The 18,993-nt window shown below is 68.7% G+C and carries 17 protein-coding genes; 4 read left to right on the forward strand and 13 right to left on the reverse strand.

What is annotated here, in order from left to right; all coding sequences use genetic code 11:
• Positions 1-3: 3 nt before the first annotated feature.
• Genes N8A90_RS15010 through N8A90_RS15020 form a run of 3 tightly spaced genes read right to left on the reverse strand, consistent with a single transcriptional unit; the run spans position 4 to position 3,502 of the window.
• On the reverse strand, positions 4-876 hold the full coding sequence (locus N8A90_RS15010; protein ID WP_262075729.1) for an ABC transporter permease: 873 nt from the start codon (positions 874-876) through the stop codon (positions 4-6).
• Positions 877-889: 13 nt separating this feature from the next.
• Positions 890-1,831: an ABC transporter permease gene (locus N8A90_RS15015; RefSeq protein ID WP_262075730.1), complete on the reverse strand. Its 942-nt coding sequence runs from the start codon at positions 1,829-1,831 to the stop codon at positions 890-892.
• Positions 1,832-1,885: 54 nt separating this feature from the next.
• The gene (locus N8A90_RS15020) at positions 1,886-3,502 is read right to left on the reverse strand and encodes an ABC transporter substrate-binding protein (RefSeq protein ID WP_262075731.1); all 1,617 of its coding nucleotides are present in this window, start codon (positions 3,500-3,502) and stop codon (positions 1,886-1,888) included.
• A 183-nt stretch (positions 3,503-3,685) separates the two neighbouring features.
• On the opposite strand from N8A90_RS15020, the gene N8A90_RS15025 reads away from it, so the two are divergent.
• Positions 3,686-5,110: a PLP-dependent aminotransferase family protein gene (locus N8A90_RS15025; RefSeq protein ID WP_262075732.1), complete on the forward strand. Its 1,425-nt coding sequence runs from the start codon at positions 3,686-3,688 to the stop codon at positions 5,108-5,110.
• 3 nt (positions 5,111-5,113) lie between these two features.
• Here N8A90_RS15025 and N8A90_RS15030 read toward each other — a convergent pair whose 3' ends face one another.
• Positions 5,114-6,055, reverse strand: coding sequence for a LysR family transcriptional regulator (locus N8A90_RS15030; RefSeq protein WP_262075733.1), 942 nt, complete (start codon positions 6,053-6,055; stop codon positions 5,114-5,116).
• Between the two features lie 111 nt (positions 6,056-6,166).
• Between N8A90_RS15030 and N8A90_RS15035 the strand changes: the two genes are divergently transcribed.
• Both N8A90_RS15035 and N8A90_RS15040 read left to right on the forward strand, forming a co-directional pair.
• The gene (locus N8A90_RS15035) at positions 6,167-7,519 is read left to right on the forward strand and encodes an aspartate aminotransferase family protein (protein ID WP_262075734.1); all 1,353 of its coding nucleotides are present in this window, start codon (positions 6,167-6,169) and stop codon (positions 7,517-7,519) included.
• A gap of 311 nt (positions 7,520-7,830) precedes the next feature.
• Complete coding sequence (locus tag N8A90_RS15040; protein ID WP_262075735.1) at positions 7,831-9,471, forward strand: GMC family oxidoreductase; 1,641 nt, start codon at positions 7,831-7,833, stop codon at positions 9,469-9,471.
• A 536-nt stretch (positions 9,472-10,007) separates the two neighbouring features.
• Here the strand turns inward: N8A90_RS15040 and N8A90_RS15045 are convergent.
• Genes N8A90_RS15045 through N8A90_RS15075 form a run of 7 tightly spaced genes read right to left on the reverse strand, consistent with a single transcriptional unit; the run spans position 10,008 to position 16,713 of the window.
• On the reverse strand, positions 10,008-11,084 hold the full coding sequence (locus N8A90_RS15045) for an ABC transporter substrate-binding protein (protein ID WP_262075736.1): 1,077 nt from the start codon (positions 11,082-11,084) through the stop codon (positions 10,008-10,010).
• 46 nt (positions 11,085-11,130) lie between these two features.
• Positions 11,131-12,273, reverse strand: coding sequence for an NAD(P)/FAD-dependent oxidoreductase (locus N8A90_RS15050; protein ID WP_262075737.1), 1,143 nt, complete (start codon positions 12,271-12,273; stop codon positions 11,131-11,133).
• The gene (locus tag N8A90_RS15055; RefSeq protein ID WP_262075738.1) at positions 12,270-13,664 is read right to left on the reverse strand and encodes an NAD(P)/FAD-dependent oxidoreductase; all 1,395 of its coding nucleotides are present in this window, start codon (positions 13,662-13,664) and stop codon (positions 12,270-12,272) included. The genes N8A90_RS15050 and N8A90_RS15055 overlap by 4 nt, the downstream gene beginning before the upstream one ends.
• Positions 13,661-13,975 carry a (2Fe-2S)-binding protein gene (locus tag N8A90_RS15060; protein ID WP_262075740.1) on the reverse strand — a complete coding sequence of 105 codons (315 nt, stop codon included), beginning with the start codon at positions 13,973-13,975 and terminating at the stop codon, positions 13,661-13,663. The genes N8A90_RS15055 and N8A90_RS15060 overlap by 4 nt, the downstream gene beginning before the upstream one ends.
• Positions 13,972-14,769, reverse strand: a complete 798-nt coding sequence (locus tag N8A90_RS15065; RefSeq protein ID WP_262075741.1) for an ABC transporter permease — start codon at positions 14,767-14,769, stop codon at positions 13,972-13,974. Before N8A90_RS15065 ends, N8A90_RS15060 begins: the two co-directional genes overlap by 4 nt.
• Before the next feature lie 4 nt (positions 14,770-14,773).
• The gene (locus tag N8A90_RS15070; protein WP_262075743.1) at positions 14,774-15,634 is read right to left on the reverse strand and encodes an ABC transporter permease; all 861 of its coding nucleotides are present in this window, start codon (positions 15,632-15,634) and stop codon (positions 14,774-14,776) included.
• Positions 15,631-16,713 (reverse strand): ABC transporter ATP-binding protein, encoded by a 1,083-nt coding sequence (locus N8A90_RS15075; RefSeq protein ID WP_262075744.1) that lies wholly within the window; start codon positions 16,711-16,713, stop codon positions 15,631-15,633. The genes N8A90_RS15070 and N8A90_RS15075 overlap by 4 nt, the downstream gene beginning before the upstream one ends.
• 185 nt (positions 16,714-16,898) lie before the next feature.
• On the opposite strand from N8A90_RS15075, the gene N8A90_RS15080 reads away from it, so the two are divergent.
• Positions 16,899-17,756, forward strand: coding sequence for an IclR family transcriptional regulator (locus N8A90_RS15080; RefSeq protein WP_262075746.1), 858 nt, complete (start codon positions 16,899-16,901; stop codon positions 17,754-17,756).
• Between the two features lie 275 nt (positions 17,757-18,031).
• Here the strand turns inward: N8A90_RS15080 and N8A90_RS15085 are convergent, their stop codons facing one another.
• Together N8A90_RS15085 and N8A90_RS15090 are read right to left on the reverse strand one after the other, a co-directional pair.
• On the reverse strand, positions 18,032-18,466 hold the full coding sequence (locus N8A90_RS15085) for a PPC domain-containing DNA-binding protein (protein ID WP_262075747.1): 435 nt from the start codon (positions 18,464-18,466) through the stop codon (positions 18,032-18,034).
• Complete coding sequence (locus tag N8A90_RS15090; protein WP_410087689.1) at positions 18,463-18,945, reverse strand: PPC domain-containing DNA-binding protein; 483 nt, start codon at positions 18,943-18,945, stop codon at positions 18,463-18,465. Before N8A90_RS15090 ends, N8A90_RS15085 begins: the two co-directional genes overlap by 4 nt.
• Positions 18,946-18,993 lie beyond the last annotated feature (48 nt).

The following is an 18,993-nucleotide window of genomic DNA, read 5'->3' on the forward strand; positions in this document are numbered from 1 at the left end:
GGCTCACACGCGTTTGGAGAATTTGGGGTCGAGCACGTCGCGCAGGCCGTCACCCAGCAGGTTGATCGCCAGCACCGTCGGCACCAGGAAGAGCGCTGGGAACAGCACGTTGCCCGGGCTCTGCGAGAACTGCACCCGGCCTTCGGCCATGATGTTTCCCCAGGTCGGCACGTCCGACGGCAGGCCCAGGCCGAGGAAGCTCAGGATGGCTTCGGTCAGCACGGCCGAGGCGGCGATGAAGGTGCCCTGCACGATCAGCGGCGCCAGCGCGTTCGGCAGGATGTCGCGCCACAGGATGGTGGCGTCGGGCGTGGCCAGCGCACGCGCGGCCTCGACGAAGGGCTCGTCGCGCAGGCTCATCACCAGCGCGCGCACCAGGCGCGTGACGCGCGGCACCTCGGGCACCGCGATCGCGAGGATCACGGTCGACAGGTTGGCGCCGAGCACCGCCACCAGCGTGATGGCCAGCAGCACGGCCGGGATGGCCATGACGCCGTCCATCACGCGCATCAGCACCGCGTCGACCGCGCGGAAGTAACCGGCCAGCATGCCGAGCACGCAGCCGAAGGCGATGGCGACGAAGGCGGTGAACAGGCCCACCAGCATCGAGATGCGGGTGCCGTAGAGCACGCGGCTCCACACGTCGCGCCCGACGCTGTCGCTGCCCATCCAGAAGGTGTGGGCGATCTGGTTGCCATCGGGCAGCGTGACCTGGCCGGCGGTGCCGGCATCGACCGAGATGAAGCTCGGGTCCATGGCCGACGGATCGAAGGTGCCGAGCCAGGGCGCACACACACCCAGCAGCGCCAGCACCACCAGCACGGCGATGCCGCCGCGCACGGCGCTGTTGCGCCAGAGTCTTTGGAGGTTGCTCATGTCAGTAGCGGAATCAGTAGCGAATTCGGGGGTCGAGGAACAGGTAGCTGATGTCCACCAGCAAATTGACGCCGACATAGACCAGCGCGAAGAACAGCACCACGCCCTGGAGCACCGGGAAGTCGCGGTTGAGCACCGCGTCGACCGTGAGCTGGCCCAGGCCCGGGATGGCGTACACCGTCTCGGTGACGACCACGCCGCCGAGCAGCAGCGCGGCGCTCACGCCGATGACCGTGACCACCGGCACCGCCGCATTGCGCAGCGCATGGTGCATCAGCACCTGCAGCTCGGTGATGCCCTTGGCGCGCGCGGTGCGGATGAAGTCCTCGGTCAGCGCCTCGCTCACGGCGGCGCGGGTCACGCGCGAGAGCAGCGCGACGTAGGTGATGGCCAGCGTCAGGCAGGGCAGCACCAGCTGGTTGAGCCACGGGCCGACGCCGTCGGCGATGCGCCGGTAGCCCTGCACCGGGAACCACTGCAGCTTCATCGCGAGCAGGTAGATCAGCACGTAGCCGACCACGAACACCGGCACCGAGAAGCCGGCCACCGAGAAGGCCATCACGGCCTTGTCGAGCCAGCCGCCCATGCGCCAGGCCGCCAGCGTGCCCAGCGGCAGCGCGATGAGCACCGCCAGCAGCAGCGTGCCGGCCGCCAGCGACAGCGTGGGCTCCATGCGCTGGCCGATGAGTTCGGTCACCGGCTTGTTCAGGAAGAAGGAAAAGCCCAGGTCGCCGTGCAGCACGCCGTTGCCCCAGATCGCGAACTGCGTCCACAGCGGCTTGGTCAGGCCGAGCTGCACGCGGATGCGATCCAGGTCTTCGCTGGTGGCGCTGTTGCCGCCGATGACGGCGGCGGGGTCGCCGGGCGTGAGCCGCACGATCATGAAGATCGCGATGGCCACGACCAGCAGCACGGGAAGGGTGGCGAGCAGGCGCTTGCCGAGAAAGTTGAGCATGGGACGAGGACTCCGCAGCCGGGCGGCGGCCCGCAAGGCCCCCGCTCGTGTCGCTTATTGCTTCTTGATGTTCCAGTACACCTGCGCACCCGCCGGCACCAGGCCGTCGATGTTCTTGCGCACGGCCGCCGGCTGGTTGTACTGGCCGACCGGCACGTGGGTGGCGGTCTCGAAGGCGCGCAACTGGGCGGCGGTCGCCAGCTTCTTCTTCTCGGCGTCGGTCCTGGCCTGCGTGAACTGGACCTTGATCTCTTCGAGCTTGGCATCGGTCTGCCAGCCGAACCAGCCCTTGTCGCCGGTGGCGTTCATCATCGCCATGGTGATCGGGTTGAGGATGTCCGACGCGGTCCACGAGGTCATGAAGGCGCTCCAGCCGCCGGCCGAAGGCGCGTCCTTCTTGGCGCGGCGCGCGACCAGCGTCGACCAGTCCATGGCCTGCATGTCGACCTTGAAGCCGGCCTGCTCGAGCTGCTGCTTGGCCACCAGCGGCAGCTTGCCGATGGTGGGGTTGTCGGTCGGGCGCATCAGCACCACGGGCTCGCCCTTGTAGCCGGCTTCGGCCAGCAGCGCCTTGGCCTTGGCCGGGTTGGCGACGCCGGTGTACTCGCCGGTCTGCTCCGATTCGAACAGCGTGCCGCAGGGGAACATGCTCTTGCAGTAGCGCGTGAGGCCCGGCGTGCCGACCTGCGTGCGCAGGAAGGCCTCCTGGCCCAGGGCCAGCATCGCGGCGCGGCGCACCTTCTCGTTGTTGAAGGGCGGCTGCAGGAAGTTGAAGCGCAGGATGAACTGGTTGCCGGCCGGCTGGGCGTCGACCAGCTTGATGTCGGGGTTGGTGCGCAGCGTGGCGTACTGCTCGAACGCGGGCTGCTCCAGGATGTCGGCCTCGCCGTTGAGCAGCGCGTTCATCTGCGTCTGCGCGTCGCGGATGATGAGCCACTCGACGCGGTCCACATACACGTTCTTGCCGCCGGCCGTGCCCGAGGGCGCCTCGGCGCGCGGCTTGTAGCGCGTGTTCTTGGTGAACACCACGCGCTCGCCGGGGCGGAACTCGTCGGCCTTGAACACGTAGGGGCCGGAGCCGATCGACTCCTTGATCTGCGTGTCGCCCGAGGTCTCGGCCATGCGCTTGGGCATGATGAACGGCACGTTCGACGACGGCTTGCCCAGCGCCTCGAGCACCAGGCCGAAGGGTTCCTTCAGCACGATCACGAAAGTCTTGGCGTCGGGCGTCTCGTAGCGCTCGGTGTTCTTGGCCAGCTGGGCGCCGAAGGTGTCGCGGCTGGCCCAGCGCTTGATGGAGGCCACCACGTCTTCGCCGGTGACCGGCTTGCCGTCGTGGAACTCCAGGCCATCGCGCAACGTGAAGGTCCAGGTCTTGTTGTCGGCCGACACCTTCCACTTGTCGACCATCTGCGGCTTGATGTGGCCTTCGAGGTCGGTCGCGAACAGCGTGTCGTAGACCATGTAGCCGAAGTTGCGCGTCACGTAGGCCGTGGTCCAGATCGGGTCGAGCACGGTGATGTTGCTGCTCGGGATGATCTTGAGGGTGCTGGTCTGCGCCATGGCCGGGGCCATGACCGCGCCCGCGAGCAAGGCGGTGGCGGCCCACTTCGTGACACGGCGCGACAGGAAACCGGTGGGGCCGACGGGCCCGAGAGAACGTTGCTGCATGGACGTTGGGGGTGGTTCAGGTTGATGAGCGCAGCCTGCCCATGCGGGCCGGCGTGCTCTGCATTGGGAATGCAATCGCCTGAAACGCATATATACAGTTCTCTCTTCTGTTGTAGAACAGTTGAGGCAAGATCCCCCGATTGGGGCTGCGCCCCGCACACAAACCGTGCATCGACCGACCCCATGATCGCCATCGACCCCACCCTTTCGACCCCGCTGGTGCGCCAGGTCTACGACGCCTTGCTGCGCGACATCTCGTCGAGCGCGATGAAGCCCGGCGACAAGCTGCCCTCGGTCCGCGGGCTCGCAAAATCCTGCGGCGTGAGCACCATGACGGTGACCAACGCCTACCAGCGCCTGGTCGCCGAAGGCCATGTCGAAGCGCGCAGCGCCAGCGGCTACTACGTCGCGGCGGCCGAACGCTCGGGCACGCGGCGCAAGCCCTTCGCCGGCCGCACCTCGGTCGATTCGCTGTGGCTGCTCAAGCATGTGTACGAGGACGACCGCAGCCTGCTGAACGCGGGCTGCGGCTGGGTGCCGCCGGAACTGCTGCACACCGAAGGCGTGCGGCGCGCGCTGGCCGCGCTCTCGCGCAAGTCGGCCGCGGGCCTGGCGAACTACGGCAACCCCTACGGCTACCTGCCGCTGCGCCAGCAGATCCAGGTGCTGCTGGCGCAGAAGGGCATCGAGGCGCCGCCGCACCAGATCGTGCTGACGCACGGTGCGTCGCAGGCACTCATCCTCGCGGCGCGCTGCCTGCTGCAGCCGCACGACGTGGTGCTGGTCGACGAGCCCAGCTCCACCAACCTGTTCGCCATGCTGCGTTCGCTCGACCTGAAGCTCGTGGGCATCGAGCGCACCGCGCAGGGCCCCGACCTGGAGGCCCTGCGCACGCTCGCGCAGCGGCACCGGGCCAAGGCCTTCTTCACCACCGCCAACCTGCACAACCCCACCGGCAGCCAGTGCAGCCCGGCCGTCGCCTACCAGCTGCTGCGGCTGGCGGAGCAGTTGGACTTCCACATCGTCGACAACGACACGATGTCCGGCCTGGAGCCGCCGGGCGCCACCTCGTTGGCGAGCCTCGACCGCCTGCAGCGCGTGATCCACATCGGCAGCTTCTCGAAGACGGTGTCGCCCAGCCTGCGCGTGGGTTTCGTGGCGTGCAGCGAGGAGTTCGCGGAGAAGCTCATCCTGCACAAGATGGTCAACAGCCTCACCACCTCCGAGCTCAACGAGAAGCTGCTGCACGGCGTGCTGGCCGAGGGCCGCTTCCGCACCCACCTGACGCGCCTGGCCGAGCAGCTGCGCGCGGCGCAGGAGAAGGTGTGCGACGGGCTGGAGGCGGCCGGCATGCAGCTCTTCCTGCGGCCGGCGGGCGGGCCCTTCTTGTGGGCGCGCTTCGAGCGCGACGACGTCGACATGCGCGCGCTCGCGCAGCGCGCCATCGCCGAAGGCTTCCTGCTGGCGCCGGGCGACCTGTTCCGCACCGACCTCGGCCCGACGCCGTGGCTGCGCTTCAACGTGGGCTATGCCGACGATGCGCGGCTCTATCGCTACCTGGCGGCGGAAGGCGGGCGCTCGCGCCTCAAGCGGAGCGCCGCGCGCTGAGGCTCACACCGCCGCGTGCGCCGCCACCAGGCATTCCTGGAACAGCTGCGCCGCGCGCGACGGCGCCGGCGAACGCCGCAGCACGCTGACGAAGCGGCAGGCATAGCGGAAGCGCTTGGGCGCCACCGCCTGCATCAGCCCCTCCTGCTCGAAGCCCTTGGCGTAGTGATCGGGCAGGAAGCCCAGGTACTGGCCCGACAGCACCAGCATCGCGATCGCCTCCTGGTCGAAGCCGGTGGCCTTGCGCACCAGCCGGGCGCGGTGGCTCAGTTCCATGTTGGGCGAGTGGAAGCCCAGGCCGGCGAAGGCGTGGGCGCGCAGTTTCTCCCACGTCAGCCCGGCATGCGCCGCACCGAACAGCGGGTGGCGCGCGCCGCAATACAGCAGCATCGTCTCGCCGAACAGGTCCGCATAAGCCAGCGTCTTGGAGCTGCGGTGCGCCGGGATGATGCCGACCTGGAAGGCGCCGTCGATCACGCCGCGCTCGATGGCGTTGATCGAACCGACGTGGAGGTTCAGCCGCACCTCGGGCGCCCGCGCGGAGAAGCGCGCGATGGCATCGCCCACGTGTGCCTGCGGGTTGCTCGCCGTCTTGTCGAACACCGCCACGTCGAGCTGCCCGCCCATGCGGTGGTGGATGTCGTCGATGCTGCTGCGGAAGGCCTCGACCGAGGCCAGCAGGCGCAGCGTCTCGTCGTAGACGCGCTGGCCCTCGGGCGTGAGCGCGAAGCCGGCCCGCCCGCGCCGGCACAGCACCAGGCCCATGCGCGTCTCCAGGTCCTTGACGTGGCGGCTCACGGTGGAGGTGCCGATGTTCAGTTCCAGCTCGGCCGCCGCCATGCCGCCGCATTCGACGACGCTCTTGAACACCTTGAGCAGGCGCAGGTCCATGTCGCTCAGCTGGCCGAGCAGGGCGCGTGATTTTTCGGGGGGATTTACTTGCATGGATGCTCAAGTGAACTTCGATATTGCGCCATTTTCAGGAATAAGCGCGCGGCGAACAATCCGGCGAACCGATTCATTCCTTCCACCCCCACGCCCGCCGCGGCCCCGCCCATGACCACCCTCACCGCCCCGACCCCGCCCGCCGCCTCCCGCACCGATGCCGCCTGGCTCGACGCGCACTGGATGCCCTTCACCGGCAACCGCAACTTCAAGGCCGACCCGCGCATGGTGGTGGAGGCCAAGGGCGCCTACTTCACCGACGACAGCGGCCGCAAGGTGTTCGACGGGCTGTCGGGCCTGTGGTGCACCGGCCTCGGCCACGGCCGGCCTGAGATCACCGAAGCGGTGAGCCGCCAGGTCGCCAAGCTCGACTACGCGCCGGCCTTCCAGTTCGGCCACCCGGCCTCCTTCGAGCTGGCCAACAAGCTCAAGGAACTCACGCCCGCCGGGCTCGACCATGTCTTCTTCACCGGCTCCGGTTCCGAAGCCGCCGACACCTCGCTCAAGATGGCCCGTGCCTACTGGCGCGCGAAAGGCCAGGCCAGCAAGACGCGGCTGATCGGCCGCGAGAAGGGCTACCACGGCGTGAACTTCGGCGGCATTTCGGTCGGCGGCATCGGCGGCAACCGCAAGGTCTTCGGCCAGGCGGTGGAGGCCGACCATCTGCCGCACACCGTGCTGCCCGGCAACACCTTCGTGCGCGGCATGCCGACCGAAGGCGCGCACCTGGCCGACCGCCTGCTCGACCTGATCGCGCTGCACGACGCGTCGAACATCGCCGCCGTGATCGTCGAGCCGATGTCCGGCTCGGCCGGCGTGATCGTGCCGCCCGCGGGCTACCTGCAGCGCCTGCGCGACATCTGCACCGCGAACAACATCCTGCTGATCTTCGACGAGGTGATCACCGGCTTCGGCCGCATGGGTGCGCTCACCGGCGCCGATGCCTTCGGCGTGACGCCGGACATCATGAACGTCGCCAAGCAGGTGACCAACGGCGCGCAGCCGCTGGGCGCCGTGATCGCCAGCAAGGAGATCTACGACACCTTCATGGCCGCCGGCGGCCCGGACTACCTGGTCGAGTTCCCGCACGGCTACACCTACTCGGCCCACCCGGTGGCCTGCGCCGCCGGCATCGCGGCGCTCGACGTGCTCACGAGCGAAGACATGGTCGGCCGCGCGCGCGCGCTGGCGCCGCACTTCGAGAACGCGGTGCACAGCCTCAAGGGCAGTAAGCACGTCTCCGACATCCGCAACTTCGGCCTAGCCGCGGGCATCACGCTGGCACCCCTGCCCGGCGAGCCGGCCAAGCGCCCCTACGAAGTGGCCATGGCGTGCTGGAAGAAGGGCTTCTACGTGCGCTACGGCGGCGACACGATCCAGCTCGCCCCGCCCTTCATCGCGGAGAAGGCCGAGATCGACCGCATGATCAACGCCCTGGGCGACGCGCTCGCCGAGGTCGCCTGAGAACGTATGAATGAACCTGCTGCGCGCGCCGATCTCGCATCTGCGGTCCTCACCGCACGCCAGTGCGGTTCCGGTCCTCGACGCAAGCTCGGCGCGCTCGCGACGGTTCCTTCGCACGTTCTGAGCGCCCCATGACGTAAGCAAGCCGCCAGTCATTGGCGCCTAAACTGCCAAGCCCGAGGTCCGGATACACCGGCCCGGGCTTTTTGTTTTTTTGCCGACGGGCCGCCCCGAGGCAAAAAGCGCCCCCTCGGGGGGCAGCGACCCGCGTAGCGGCGGAGCGTGGGGGCCATTTCTTTGGAGACAACGCGTTGAGCGACACCACATTCGACTACATCGTCATCGGCGGCGGCACGGCCGGCGCGCTGATGTGCAACCGGCTCTCGGCGGACAAGCGCAAGCGCGTGCTGCTGATCGAGGCCGGCCGACGGGACGACTACCACTGGATCCACATTCCGGTCGGCTACCTCTACTGCATCGGCAACCCGCGCACCGACTGGCTCTACAGCACCGAGCCCGACCCGGGCCTGAACGGCCGCACGCTGCGCTACCCACGCGGCAAGACGCTCGGCGGCAGTTCCAGCATCAACGGGATGATCTACATGCGCGGCCAGTCGCGCGACTACGACCAGTGGGCGCAGCTCACCGGCGACGACACCTGGCGGTGGGAGCACGTGCTGCCCGCCTTCAAGCGGCACGAGGACCACTACCTCGGCGCCGACGAGATGCACGGCGCGGGCGGCGAATGGCGCGTGGAGAAGCAGCGCCTGCGCTGGGACATCCTCGACGCCTTCGCGCAGGCCGCGCAGGAAGCCGGCATTCCGCATTCCACCGACTTCAACCGCGGCAGCAACGAGGGCGTGGGCTACTTCCAGGTCAACCAGAAGAACGGCTGGCGCTGGAACACGGCCAAGGCCTTCCTGCGGCCGACCTGCTACGGCCGGCCGAACTTCGAGATGTGGACCTGCGCACAGGTCACCAAGCTGATCGTCGAGACGCAAGCCGACGGCTCGCAGCGCTGCACCGGGGCGCACGTGTGGGACGGCCAGGAGATGGTGACGGTGCACGCCACGGCCGAGGTGCTGCTGTGCGCCGGCAGCATCGGCTCGCCGCAGACGCTGCAGCTGTCGGGCATCGGCCCGGCCGACCTGCTGCGCGAGCGCGGCATCGACGTGGTGGCCGACCTGCCCGGCGTGGGCGCGAACCTGCAGGACCACCTGCAGATCCGCGCGGTGTTCAAGATCGACGGCGCACCGACGCTCAACGTGCTGGCGTCCTCGATGATGGGCAAGGCGAAGATCGGCCTCGAGTACCTGATGAAGCGCAGCGGCCCGATGAGCATGGCGCCGTCGCAGCTGGGCGCCTTCACGCGCAGTTCGCCCGACCATGAATGGCCGAACCTCGAATACCACGTGCAGCCGCTGTCGCTCGACGCCTTCGGTGACCCGCTGCACGCCTTCCCCGCCTTCACCGCGAGCGTGTGCAACCTGAACCCGACCAGCCGCGGCTCGGTGCGCATCAAGAGCGCGCGCTTCGAGGACGCGCCGGCCATCGCACCCAACTACCTGAGCACCGACGAAGACCGCAAGGTCGCAGCCGACTCGCTGCGCGTCACCCGCCGCATCGCCGCGCAGCCGGCGCTCGCCAAATACAAGCCGGTGGAGTGGAAGCCGGGCCCGCAGTACGAGAGCGACGACGACCTGGCGCGCCTGGCCGGCGACATCGCGACCACGATCTTCCATCCGGTGGGCACCACGAAGATGGGCGCCGACGGCGACCCGATGGCGGTGCTGGATGCACGCTTGCGGGTGCGCGACGGGCGTGGGGGTTTGATTGCTGGCCTGCGCGTCGTCGATGCGGGGGCGATGCCGACGATCACGAGCGGGAACACGAACAGTCCGACGTTGATGATGGCGGAGAAGGCGGCGGGGTGGGTTCGTCTGGGCGACTGACGGCGGCTTGACGTCGCTGGCGTTTGGCGTTTGGCGTTGCTGAGAGCGCCCGGCAGACGGTGCGGGCCGAACGACCCCGGTGCGCCGGCCGCTTCGCGGCTGCCCTGCGGTGCTCGCGCCATCGGCTGCGTCGCAGAACTCGCTGCGTTCACTTCGTTCTCTTCGCTCAGACAGCTGCGACGAGTCAGATGTTGAAGCGCGCTGCGCGCGCAGCCGATGGCGCTGCGCGCCTCGGCGGCGCACAGGAGCCGCCCGGCCCGCACCGCCTGCCGGGCTTGGTGGGCGCGCGACGACTGCGCTCGCCGCGGAGAGATGCACAACGGACGCGTCCACGTCGGCGGGTGGTAGGCCTGTGGGCGGCTGTGGAGCCTGCGGCGAGCACCGCAGTGGCAGGCGGATCAGGGCCGCGCATGTTTGAGCGAAGCGAGTTTGCGCGGACCCCGCCTGACGCGAGGAGCAGCAGCGAAGCCCGAAGGGCCGCAGGCGTCTGCCGCCCGCAGGCCTACCGCCCGCCGACGCCCCACGCAATCAAGCAATCACCGCTCGATCGTCTTGTTCCACCGCGCATTCCAGGCCGGACGGTTCGCATTGATGCTCTCCCAATCCACCGTGATCGCCGTCTTCATGTAGCCGTTGATCGCGGCCACCTGCGCGACGCCTTCACCCACGACCGGCGCCTTGGGGTTGGTCGGGATCTGGCTGCCGTACTGCAGCACGTTGGCCTGCGCCAGCGGCGAGAGCAGGAACTCGGTCAGCTTCTGCGCCAGCTCGGGTTCGCTGTTGTTGGCGATCACGCACTGACCGACGATCAGCGTCACCGCGCCTTCCTTGGGGTTCGCGTATTCGACCGGGATGCCCTTGGTCTTCATGGCGGCCACGCCCGTCGGCGTCAGCGGGAAGATCGCGGCCTCGTTGGTCTGAACCATCTCCGAGAGCTTGGCCGAGCTCGGGATGTACTCCAGCACGTTCGGGCCGATGGTCGTCGGCCAGGCCTTGAAGCCCGGCTCGACGTTCTTCTCGCTACCACCCTGGATGCGGTTGAACATCAGGAAGCCGTGCAGCCCGAAGGACGACGCCGAGGCCGACTGGAACACCACCTTGCCCTTGTACTTCGGGTCGGCCAGGTCCATCCACGAGGTGGGCGGTGCCCAGCCCTTCTCCTTGAACATCTTGGCGTTGTAGGCCAGGCCGGTCATGCCCAGGCTCACGCCGCTGGCCATGTCGCCCTTGAAGCGCGCGGCCGGGTAGATCTCGTTGAGCGCAGCGCTCGGGCGTTGCTTCTCGCACAGGCCCATGCCGATGGCGCGAACCATCACGCCGTCGTCGAGGAACATCACGTGCATCTGCGGACGTTCCTTGTTGGCCTGCGCCTTGGCCAGGATGTCGGACGAGGTGCCGGGCACGACCACCACCTTCACGTTGTTGGCCTTCTCGAAGGCCGGGAAGACGTACTGCGTGTACGCCTTCTCGAAGGTGCCGCCGTTCATGCCGATGTAGATCGTCTTGGTCTGCGCGCTGGCCACGCCGCTGGCGGCCAGGGCGGCGGCGGCCACCGCGGTGAGAACGGCGCGGCGCACGGCGGCGGACGGTGAGGCGATGCGGGGAGAGGTCATGGCTGTCCTTTCGGTGGGTGAAGGGGATGCGGGGGAAGGAAACGGGTCAATGCGCGAGTGCGGGCTCGTCGTGGGGCACGGCGGAAAAGCGGTCGATGCGGAAGGCGTCGATGGGCGTGCTGCTGCGGCCATCGCTCACCAGTTCCGCTAGCACCTCGCCCACGGCGGGCCCGATCTGGAAACCGGCGCCGGCAAAGCCGAAGCCGTGGAACAGCCCGGTCGTCGTGCGGCTCGGTCCGATCACCGGCTGGCGGTCGGGCAGGTAGCCTTCGGTGCCGCTCCAGGTGCGGATGAAATGGGCATGGCGCAGCACCGGCAGCAGCTCGATCGCCTGCTCGGCAAGGGCGGCCATCGAGGCGCGGTCGGAACGCGCACGGTCGGCGTCCAGCGCACGGCCTGGCCCGCCGCCCAGCACCAGGTTGCCGCGCGCCACCTGCCGGCAGTACACGCTGCCGCCTTCCACGCCCAGGCTCCAGTCCATGAAGAAGGGCAGCGGCTCGGTGACCGCCATGGCCGGGTGGCCGGAATGCATGGGCACCGCGTCGCCGAACTGTTCGGCGACCGCATTGGCCCAGGCGCCGGCGCAGTTGAGCAGCACGGGCGACGTCACCGCCAGCGTGTGGCCCGCGCGCAGATGGAAGAACTGGCCGTCGTGCGCGATCTCGTCGACGCGCGTGCGTTCGCGGATGTCTGCGCCCGCACGCCGCGCCGCGAGCGCGAAGGCCGGCGACACCAGGCGTGGATTGGCCTGGCCGTCTTCCATGCAGAGCGAGCCGCCGACGGCCTTGCCGCCGAGCCACGGGCAGCGCTCGCGCAGCCGGGCGCCGGTGAGGATGTCGATGCCCAGGTCGAAGTCGCGCGCGCTGTCTCGGTAGGCTTCCAGCGCGGCCAGGTCGGCCTCGCTGCGGGCGATCTTGAAGTGGCCCGAGCGGATGTACTCCCCATCGGTGCCGAGCAGTTCGGGCAGCCGGCCCCAGATCGCATGCGCCCGCTGCGCCAGCGGCAGTTGGCTGATCGGCCGCCCCTGTCGCCGCACGCCGCCGTAGTTGACGCCGCTGGAGCGCGAGCCGCACAGGTCGCGTTCGAGCAGCACCACGCGCAACCCCCTGCGGCGCAATGCCAGCGCGGCCGAGCTGCCGACGATGCCGCCGCCGACGATGGCGACATCGGTCACGATGCGCTGCGTCATGCGCTCACCCCTTCGTCGGTCGCGGGCACCAAATGGATCGGGATCGGCTTGATCGGCGCCTGCCCGCGGAAGCGGCCGACCTGCGCCACCGGCTGACCGGTGGCGTGCGCGAGGATCTCCGCTGCCGCCACGCCGCACATGCGGCCCTGGCAACGGCCCATGCCGACGCGCGTGAGCGCCTTGAGGCGGTTCATCTCGTCGGCGCCGCTGTCGGCGATGCTGCGGCGCAGTTCGCCGGCCGTGACGTTCTCGCAGCGGCACACGACGAGGTCGTCGGGCGCCTGCGCGGCCCAGTCGGCGGGAAAGGGAAAGGCGCGCTCGAGGCCGGCGCGAAAGCCGGTCAGCCGGGCGAGCTGCTGCTGCAGCACGCCCGTGCGCTGCGTGTCGACGGCGACGCCGCGGTCGGCCAGCAGCGTCAGCGCCGCGAGTTCTCCGGCCCACTCGGCCGCATCGGCGCCCATGATGCCGGCGCCATCGCCCGCGAGGTACACGCCCGCGACGCTGGAGCGGCCGGCCTCGTCGCGCTCGGGCAGGTGCGCACGGTGCAGCGGCGCGAACGCGAAGCGGCAGCCGAGCAGGTCGGGCAGCTGAGTTTCCGAACGCAGCGCGTAGCCGAAGCCGACGGCATCGCAATCGAGCGAACGTTCGCGACCGCCTTCGGCCCAGACGACCGAATGCACGCGTTCATCGCCCTGCATGCGGACCAGTCGCACGCCACCGTGCAGCGCGACACCGTGCGCGCGCAGCCAGGCGACGTAGGTCACGCCCTTCGCGAACACCGCGGGCTGGCGCAGCATCGCCGGTACAGCTGCGAGCTGATCGGCAAAGCGCGCCGTGTCGAGCACGGCCGCGACGTCGACGCCGGCCTTCGCATACTGGTACGCCACCAGGTAGAGCAGCGGCCCGGTGCCCGCGAACACCACGTGCGAGCCGATGGCGCAGCCCTGGAACTTGAGCGCCACCTGCGCGCCGCCGAGCGTGTACACGCCAGGCAGCGTCCAGCCGGGCACGGGCAGCACGCGGTCGGTCGCGCCGGTGGCGACGATGAGCTGCCGGTAGGGCACGGTGCGCGTGGTCTGCGTCGGGCCGTGCAGCACGTCGAGCTGCTGGTCCTGCACGTTCCACACGAGGCTGTCGGGGCGGTGGTCGATGCGGTCCTGCACATCGTCGATGGCCGCGTGCACGGCGGTCGCGCGCGTGGCCTCGGTGCCGTAGAGCGTCTGTGGCGTTCGCTTGAAATGCGCGGGCGGGCGGCGGTAGATCTGGCCGCCGGCACGCGCGGCCTCGTCGATCAGCACCGGGCGCAGGCCGTGCGCCGCGAGCGTCTGCGCGGCGCGGATGCCGGCCGGGCCGGCACCGACGATCACGGGCGGCAACGCCGTCGCCCTCATGCGGGCACCTCCCCGCTCACGCCACTCAGCAATGCCATGCCGGGCGCGATGAAGGTCGAGCAGGCTCGCAGCCGCGCCCCGTCGGCGGTGGCGATCCAGCAGTCCTGGCAGGCGCCCATCATGCAGAAGCCGGCACGCGGCTCACCGCTGAATTCGTTGCGGCGCAGTTGCGCGCTCTGCGTGAGCACGGCGGTCAGCACGGTGTCGCCTTCCAGCGCCTGCGCCGGCCGGCCGTCGAGCGTGAACGGCACCGGCGCGCGCTGCGTCTCGGCGACACGGCGCAGCAGTGGTTGAACAGTCGGGAGACTCATCGGTGCCCACCCACCAACACGCGATCGAGGCCATAGAGCCGGTCGAGCACGATCATCGCAACGGCCGTGACCGCCACCATCAGCGCCGACACCGCCGCCATCAGCGGGTCGATCGACTCGGTGGCGTACATGTACATCCGCACCGGCAGCGTCACCGTGCTCGGCGAGGTGACGAAGATCGACATCGTCACTTCGTCGAAGCTGTTGATGAAGGCCAGCAGCCAGCCGCCCGTCACGCCCGGCAGGATCATCGGCAGCGTGATGCGCCGGAACACCGTCGCCTGGCTCGCGCCCAGCGACAGCGCGGCCTGCTCGGCGCTGCGGTCGAAGCCGACCAGCGCGGCCACCACCAGGCGCAGCGTGTAGGGCGTGACGATCAGCGCGTGCGCGAAGATCAAAAAGCCGAAGCTGCCGGTGCCGCCGACCAGCGCGAACATCCGCAGCAGTGCGACGCCCAGCACCAGGTGCGGAATGATCAGCGGCGACAGGAAGAGCGCGTTGAGGAAGTCACGCCCCGGAAAGCTGTAGCGCGTGATCGCCAGGCCGGCCGGCACAGCGAGCAGCGTCGCGATGGTGGCGGACGCGAGCGCCAGCCACAGGCTGTTCCAGAAGGACTGCATGAAGTCCGAGTGCTCGAAGACCGCGCGGAACCAGCGCAGCGAGAACTCGGTGGTCGGCAGCGTGAGCGTGTTCTCGGGCGTGAAGGCCACCACGCAGACGACCACCAGGGGCGCCAGCATGAAGGCGATGACGAGCGCGTTGAACGCCAGGGCGAGGGGGCCGTTCTTGGTCATGCGGTCACCCTAAGGACTTTTTGTAGCGGCCTTCGACGAGCCGGTTGTAGCTGAGCATCACCACAAGGTTGGCCACCAGCAGCACCAGCGCGACGGCGGCGCCGAGCGGCCAGTTCAGCTCGTGCAGATACTCGTCGTACACCACCGTGGCGACCATCTTGAGGCGCCGCCCGCCGAGCAGGCCGGGGATCGCGAAGGAGCTGGCCGCGAGGCCGAAGACGATCAGGCTGCCCGACAGGATGCCGGGCATCACCTGCGGCAGCACGATGCGCCGCAGCGTGGTGAAGGGCGTGGCGCCGAGCGACAGGGCGGCGTTCTCGACGCCGGCGTCGAGCTTCTGCAGCGAGGTCCACACCGGGATCACCATGAAGGGCAACATCACGTGCACCAGCGCGATGACGATGGCCGCCTCGGTGTAGAGAATGCGGACCGGGCCGATGCCGACGAGGCCCAGCAGCCCGTTCACCAGGCCCTCGGGGCCGAGCAGCATGCTCCAGCCGAAGGCGCGCACCACCACCGACACCAGCAGCGGCGCCAGCACCACCAGCAGCAGGATCGATCGCCACGGGTTGCTCATGCGGCTGAGCACGTAGGCCTCGGGCGTGCCGATGAGCACGCAGATCAGCGCGACCAGCGCCGAGATCCAGAAGGTGCGCCAGAAGATGCCGTAGTAGTAGGAGTCGGTGAAGAGGTGGATGTAGTGGTCCAGCGTGAACTCGCCGCTCTTCACGCCCAGCGTCGGGTCGTACACGTTGAACGACAGCACCGCGGTGAGCCCCAGCGGCACCAGCAGCAGCACGGTGAACAGCACCAGCGCCGGGGCCGAGAGCCACCAGGGCGTGGACTTTCGAGCGAGGGCGCTCATGCCGCGGCAGCCTCCGCCGCGACCGATTCGTCGGCCGGCAGCAGGCGCGTGCAGTGGTCGGGCCAGTCGATGCCGGCGGCCTGGCCTTCGTCGAGCGCGTCGCGGCCGTCGTTGGGGCTCAACACCATGATGTCGCCGACCGGCGTCGCCACGCGGTAGAGCCACTGGCTGCCGAGGAAGAAGCGCTCGCCCACCACACCCTGGAGCCGGCCGCTCCCGGCGGTGACGAGTTGCGCCTTCTCGGGCCGCACGCTCAGCAGCACGGCAGCGCCGGGGCGGAAGCCCGCGTCGTCCACGTCGACCGCGAGCGTGCCGATCTCGACGCGCGTACGGCTGCCGACCGAGACCACCCGGCCTTCCAGCAGGTTCGCCTTGCCGACGAAGGTCGAGATGAAGCGCGTGCGCGGGTGCTCGTACACCCGGTGCGGATGGTCGATCTGCGTGGCACGGCCGCCTTCCATCACGACCACGCGGTCGCTGATGGACATCGCCTCGCTCTGGTCGTGCGTGACCATGATGGTGGTGGTGCCGACCTTGCGCTGGATCTGGCGCAGCTCGAACTGCATCTCTTCGCGCAGCTTGGCGTCGAGGTTCGAGAGCGGCTCGTCGAGCAGCAGCACCGGCGGCTCGATCACCAGGGCGCGGGCCAGGGCGACCCGCTGGCGCTGGCCGCCGGAGAGCTCGCGCGGGTACTTCTTCGCATGCATCTCGAGGTGCACCAGGGCCAGGGCCTGCGCGACGCGTTCCTGCCGCTCGGCCTTGGGCATCTTGCGCATCTCGAGGCCGAAGCTCACGTTGTCGGCCACCGTCATGTGCGGGAACAGCGCATAGGTCTGGAACACGATGCCCAGGCCGCGCGTGTTGGCCTTGGCGGTCGTGATGTCCTGGCCGTCGAGTTCGATGCGCCCGCTGCTCACCGCCTCAAAGCCCGCCACCATCTGCAGCGTGGTGGTCTTGCCGCAGCCGGAGGGGCCCAGCAGCGAGACGAACTCGCCCTTCTCCACGGACAGGTTCATGGCCGACACGGCGCAGGTCGAGCCGTAGTACTTGGTCACGCCGGTGAGTTGAAGAAATGACATGGACGGCCTTTCATCGATCGGGGAGCTGCCGCCGGTCTGAATCCCGTTGGCGTTCAAACCAATCTATTGCAATAACCGAACCAGAATCCTCGTGGTATTCCATTAATCGGAAGTTATCTCTGTTTTATTCCGACCATTGGAATGATTGCGGTAGACTCGATGCCAGAGATTCCGCAGGAACAGCCATGACGACGACTTCCACCCCCACCGGGGGCGTCCCCCGCGCCTTTCTGGTGATCCGCGCGCTGGCCGAATTGCAGGCCGAGGGCGGCCGCGTGACCCAGATTGCACGCAATGTGGGCCTGACGCAGGCCACCACGCACCGTTTGCTGCAGTCGCTGGTGACCGAGGGCGTGGTGGAGCAGGACGAGCGCAGCAAGCTCTACCGGCTCAGCATCGACTTCTTCGCGCTGGCGGCGAAGGCCGGCGATGGCGGCGGGCTGCGCGCCCTGTGCCGCCCGGCGCTGCTGCGCCTGAGCGCCAGCCTGGGCGACAGCATCTTCCTGCTGGTGCGCAGCGGCTTCGACGCGGTCTGCCTCGACCGCAGCGAAGGCCCCTTCCCCATCCGCTCCTTCTCCGGCGACATCGGCGGGCGCATCGCGCTGGGCGTCGGCCAGGGCGCGCTGGCGATCCTCGCCTTCCTGCCGGAGGCCGAGCGCGAGGAGGTCATCCGCTTCAACCTGTCGCGGGTGCGCGAGTACGGCGTGTACGACGAGGTCTACCTGCGCACCGAGATCGAGAAGGTGCGCCAGCAGGGCTACGCCGGCCGCAACACCGGCCTGCTCGAAGGCATGGCCGGCGTGGCGGTGCCGATCTGCGACCGCGAGGGCCGCGCCGTGGCCGCGCTGAGCGTGGGCACCATCGCCGACCGGCTGAACGCCGACCGCATGCCCACGGTGGTCGAACTGCTCAAGCGCGAGGCGGCCGCCATCAGCCCGCGCATCAACCCTTTCGACGCGACGCTGCGCCGGCCGACGCAGAGCCTGGCGAGTTCTCCGGCCGCGCAGAAGATCGAGCTGCCGCAGGCGCCTTCGGCGGATTGAGTGCCGCGGCACAGGTAGAACACATAGACCACGCCCGATTGGGTCGAACGCGCCGCGCGCATAGGTCCAGACGGCGGCTCTTCTCGTTGGCGGCGCCATGCCGCTTTATGAGGGCGACAACCGAAAAACTAGAGGCCGGCGCTGGTGTCCTTGTCGCAGAAATACGTTTCGCGATACGTTCGATCTTCTGCAAGACCGAATCGGCGGTTGCGCCCCACCGGAACGGCGAGAGGGAGCAGGTCACTACGGAGATATCAATAGGAAGACTCGGACACTTACTTGCGGTCCGATTTATCCGCGTTATTTTGGGGTTGTGATTCGCGGGCTTGGGGCAACCACTCCTCTAGCGTGACCTCAAATGTCATGCAGATCAGATTCACTCCTGCTATGAACAGGCCGCCATAAACCTTCCCCTCGGTGTCCGCGACCACGCCGGACAGCGCGGCACGCAGCGAGCCGTCCGCCTGGGAACGCACTTCCCCCGCAAGGCTGACAATTTCGACGGCCGGCCCGTTGACCTGAACGTACTCTCCGTCCAGAGTGCCGAGGCAGGCATCCACTAGGCTTCCCAAGGCGCCCCGGACAAAGGCATTCTTGAAGCCTTCGACCAGGCAAAGCTTCTCAACTCCGTTGACAAGGTCTTCGTTCGGCCCGATGCGCGCATAGGCAACCCGCCCCATCGAACCGATTTCCACGACGGCTTCAGTCATTTCTCGCTCCTTCCCCGAGGCTGCAGCAGGGGGATGTTCGTCTCCGAGTCGAAGCTCACACGCAGTTCGAAACTGTCGAGCGTGGTCACCAGTACCACCACAGGTTCGTCGCCAACAATGCACGATTGCGTGAGCATGTGGCCGCCGCGTGTTCTTCCGTCTTCGTCGCGAATGGCCGCATGGCAGTGAACGACAGGGGCGCCCTGCTCGTTCTTTCCCAGCGTCGCATTGCCGAAGATCATGAAGGCGCGCCCCGCCGAAATGGGCTGTGTATAGGCAACCACGGCCTGCCCCGACGGATCGGGAGGCGCGACGCAGTAGTCGATGTGGCGGAAGAACCCGCCCAGGATCGTCGTCGACGCGCTGGACACGTCGGCCCGCTGCAAAGGCACAACGAGCGCATCGAAGAGCCTCTGACCTGGCTGCAGCACGAGCCGGATGTGTCGTGCTCCGGCCGAATGCCTGCTGTGAATGCGCACCGGATTGAATGCACCGGGATGCATCAGCGTACGGGGTCGGCCCGCATG

The sequence above is a fragment of the Variovorax sp. N23 genome, assembly GCF_025486315.1.
GTDB lineage: Bacteria > Pseudomonadota > Gammaproteobacteria > Burkholderiales > Burkholderiaceae_C > Variovorax.